At 72.2% G+C, this 3,624-nt stretch carries 3 protein-coding genes; all 3 read right to left on the bottom strand.

All coding sequences use genetic code 11. The features are described from left to right. Positions 1 to 211: 211 nt before the first annotated feature. From ACFWGD_RS13030 to ACFWGD_RS13020, 3 genes are read right to left on the bottom strand one after another with little or no spacing between them, the layout of a single operon-like run. Positions 212 to 1,729, bottom strand: coding sequence for an FAD-dependent monooxygenase (locus tag ACFWGD_RS13030; RefSeq protein WP_377779112.1), 1,518 nt, complete (start codon positions 1,727 to 1,729; stop codon positions 212 to 214). Positions 1,730 to 1,768: 39 nt separating this feature from the next. Next, entirely contained in the window at positions 1,769 to 2,698 is a 930-nt protein-coding gene (locus ACFWGD_RS13025) for an alpha/beta fold hydrolase (RefSeq protein WP_377779111.1), read from the bottom strand. A gap of 55 nt (positions 2,699 to 2,753) precedes the next feature. Then, positions 2,754 to 3,590, bottom strand: coding sequence for an NAD(P)H-binding protein (locus tag ACFWGD_RS13020; protein ID WP_377779110.1), 837 nt, complete (start codon positions 3,588 to 3,590; stop codon positions 2,754 to 2,756). Between the last annotated feature and the right edge of the window lie 34 nt (positions 3,591 to 3,624).

The raw sequence follows: 3,624 nt of genomic DNA, 5'->3' as shown, positions 1-3,624 counted from the left end.
GGTGTTTTAATGGGGCGCTCTGGGTAATCCCTCCCGTGGCCCCGGGGCCCGCCGCGTCACGGCGGGCACTCCCGACTCACCGGGCGGCGCCGCTCAGGGCAAGTGCCGGGCAGTCTGGGGGAAGGGACGTGTCCGCGCGCTCAGCTCCCCGTCACGCCGTACCTCACGCCCGACCCCCGGCGGCCCTCGCCACCCGGCGGGCCCGTGCCCTTCACAGTACGGCGCCCCGCTGCGCCCCGGCGGCGCTCTCCACCGTCTCTCGAGCGGTCCCGAACCAGGCCTCCAGCGCCGCTCGAAGGCTGCCGCCGTCCGGCGCGGCCCACGCCACGTGGCCGTCGGGCCGCAGCAGCACGGCCTCGGGCAGCCGCAGCCCGCCGGGCGTCAGCTCCGGGTCCCAGCGCCCCTCGACCACGTCGACCCGGTCCGACCAGGCCCCGGCCAGTTCCTTCAGCTCCGCGTCGCCCTCGCCGCCGGTGAGCACCAGTACGCCGCGGGCCGCGTGCAGCAGTTCGGCGACCCGGGTACGGGCGCCGTCCGCGCGCTGCAGCTCGTGGTCGGGCAGCCGCAGCCCGGCCAGCGGGTGCCCCGGGGCGCCCATGTCGTAGCGGACGTCGATCCCGCTGACCAGTCCCGCCAGGTGCCGGGCCACCTCAGGGATCTCCACCAGCTCGCGCATGACGGCGCGCAGCGGCTCCATCTCCTCGCCGCTCAGGTACAGGCGGGTCTGCGCGCGGGTGTTGCGCATCAGCCCCTCGCCCACCGGGTGCCGCTCGGACTGGAAGGTGTCCAGCAGGCCCTCGGGGGCCCAGCCCTTGACCGTCGCGGCCAGCTTCCAGCCGAGGTTGGCGGCGTCCTGGACGCCCACGCTCATGCCCTGCGCGCCGGCCGGCATGTGGATGTGGGTGGCGTCCCCGACGAGGAACACCCGCCCGCTGCGGTACTCGGAGGCCTGGCGCGTGGTGTCGGTGAAGGAGCTCACCCACCGGGCCTCCGCGCCGTGCACGTCCTCGCCCGTCATCCGCTGCCAGGCGTCGGCGATCTCGGCGAAGGTCAGCTTGCTCTTGTCCTCGTGCGGGCGCAGCTTCTCGTCGTGGATGACGATGCGGTCCACGCCGTCCTCGAGGTTGAAGGCCATGACCATGCCGCCCGGGACCTGCTCGCCGATCGGCCGCTGGCGGATGTTCGCCCCGACCAGGTCGGCCATGTACATCCCCCGGGTGGCCTCCCACCCGGGGAAGTCGATGCCGGCCAGCTTGCGCACGATGCTGCGCGCCCCGTCACAGCCCACCAGGTACGAGGCGCTCTCCTCGACCCGCCCGTCCGGACCCTCGTACTCGACGACGACGCCGTCCGCGCTCTCCCGGAAGCCGACCACCTCGTGCTCGCGGCGGACGGTGACCCCGATCTCGCGCACCCAGGCCTCCAGCAGGGCCTCGGTGCGGAACTGCGGGATCCCGCGCACGCTGTAGTGGTTGTCGTCGAGCTTGCTGAAGTCGATGCGCACGCCGCCGAAGTGGCCCTGCGCGTACTCGACCTCGCCGAACCGGGCGAGCAGCCCGCGCTGGTCGAACACCTCGGCCGCACGCTTGGTGAAGCCGACGCCGCGGGACTCGCCGCTCGGCGCGGGCAGCTTCTCGAAGACGACGACGTCCGCGCCGCCGAGCCGGATCTCGCCGGCGAGCATCAGCCCGACCGGACCCGCGCCGACGACTATTACGTCCTTGCCCATGGGTTCGTTCTCCTCGTGCAGCAGATGGATGAAGGTCGGTCAGGCGAAGAATTCCGTCAGCAGCCGGATGACCGGCTCGGGCTGCTCCTCGGGGAGCCAGTGCAGGGTCTCGTACAGCTTCACCACCCGCACGTCGGGGGCCAGCGAGGGGAGCACCTGCTCGAACTCCTCGTGGCTCACGGGGGAGGCGATCCCGAGCACCGGCACGGTGACCTTGTCGTACGTCGCCATGTCCTCGATGTCCTGCGGGAAGGCCCGGTACCAGCCGTTGGTCGCCCGGATCTGCTCGGGGGTGTCGTAGGCGCGGGCGAAGATGGCCCGGTCGCACGGACTGACCGAGTCCTGGTCGTAGAGGGAGTTCGCGAAGATCCAGTCGACGACGTGCCGCATCCGGCCGGCGATCAGCTTCTCCGGCAGGTCCTTCGTCTGGTTGAAGGCCCACCACCACATGGAGACCCCGGTGCCGGGGCGGCGCAGCAGCGGCATCGAATACTTGCTCTCGCCCGGGTGCATGACGTCGAGCAGGGCGAGCTTGCGGACGGCCTCGGGGTGGTTGACGGCGAGGCTGAACGCGACCATGGCGCCGATGTCGTGGCCGGCCACGTTGACGCTCTGGTAGCCGAGGTGGTGGACCAGGGCGCGGATGTCCGCGGCCATCGACTTCTTGTCGTAGCCGCCCTCGGGGCGGCTGGAGCCGCCCATCCCGCGCAGGTCGACCGCGATGACGCGGTAGCGGCGGGCGAGCTCGGGCATGATCTTGCGGAATTCCCACCAGGTCTGCGGCCAGCCGCCGAGCAGGACGAGCGGCTCGCCCTCGCCGCCGGCGACGTAGTGCAGCCGTACGCCGTCCAGGTCCGCGTACATGCTTCTGAAGTCACCCGGAAGCGATCTCGCCAGTTCCTCGTCGGTCGGGCTCTCCAGCCCGGTCAGATCCTCGATCGAGCCCGTGTGCTCGTCCACCGTCGTCATCTCGTACCTTTCTCGGCTCTGTGCTGTGCTGGGGCGGCCGTACGGGGGCGGTCCGTCAGCCGCGGAACGCGGGGGCGTTCTCCTCGGCCCACAGGGCGAAGGTGCGGCCGGGGTGGCCGGTCAGCTCTTCGATGTCGCCGGTGAGCGGCAGCGGCTCGGTGTCCTTGGACCACAGGACGAGCAGCTCGTCGGCGATGTCGGCGGGGATGTAGCCGGCGCGGCCCGCCTTCCACTCCTCGGGCGCCACGACGCGCACCGGGATCGCGCGGCCGGCGGCCTCCTCGACGGTGCGGACCTGCTCGGCGAAGGTGAGCGCCTGGGGCCCGGTGAGGTGGTAAGAGCGTCCCTGGAACCGGGGTTCGGTGAGCGCGGCCAGTGCGGCCTCGGCGATGTCCTTCTCGTTGACCGGGTCGGCGTAGCTGTCGGGGAAGGGCAGGCTGACGAAGCCCGCGCCCTTGAGGGCCCACGCCCAGGGCAGGCAGTTGCCCGCGAGGGCGCCGCAGCGGAAGGCGGTCGCCGTGATGGTGGAGGCCTCCAGCGCCTGCTCGACGACCAGGTGCGGGGCGGCGATGCAGTTGTCGGCGGCGTCCGGGAGCAGCACCGCGTCCGAGGACATGATCACCACGTGCCGGACCCCGGCGGCCTCGGCCTCCTTGACGAACGCGTCGATCTCGCTGGGCTCGCAGTACAGGAAGACGGACTCGACGCCGGCCAGCGCCGCCCGGAAGCCGGACGCGTCGTCCAGGGCGAGCGGTACGGACTCCACGCCCTCGGGCAGCGAAAGCTTCGACGGGTCGGCCGAGCCGGCCCGGACGGCGATGCCGCGGGCGTGCAGGAGGCCGATGAGGTGGGAGCCGACCTTGCCGCGGCTTCCGGTGACGAGGATGGTCATGACGGGGGTCCCTCCGGGACGCTCGGGTGACGGC

The sequence above is a fragment of the Corynebacterium sp. NPDC060344 genome (assembly GCF_042725215.1).
GTDB lineage: Bacteria > Actinomycetota > Actinomycetes > Mycobacteriales > Mycobacteriaceae > Corynebacterium.
The sequence above is the reverse complement of the archived record's forward strand: the minus strand, read 5'-3'. Positions and strand labels throughout refer to the sequence as shown.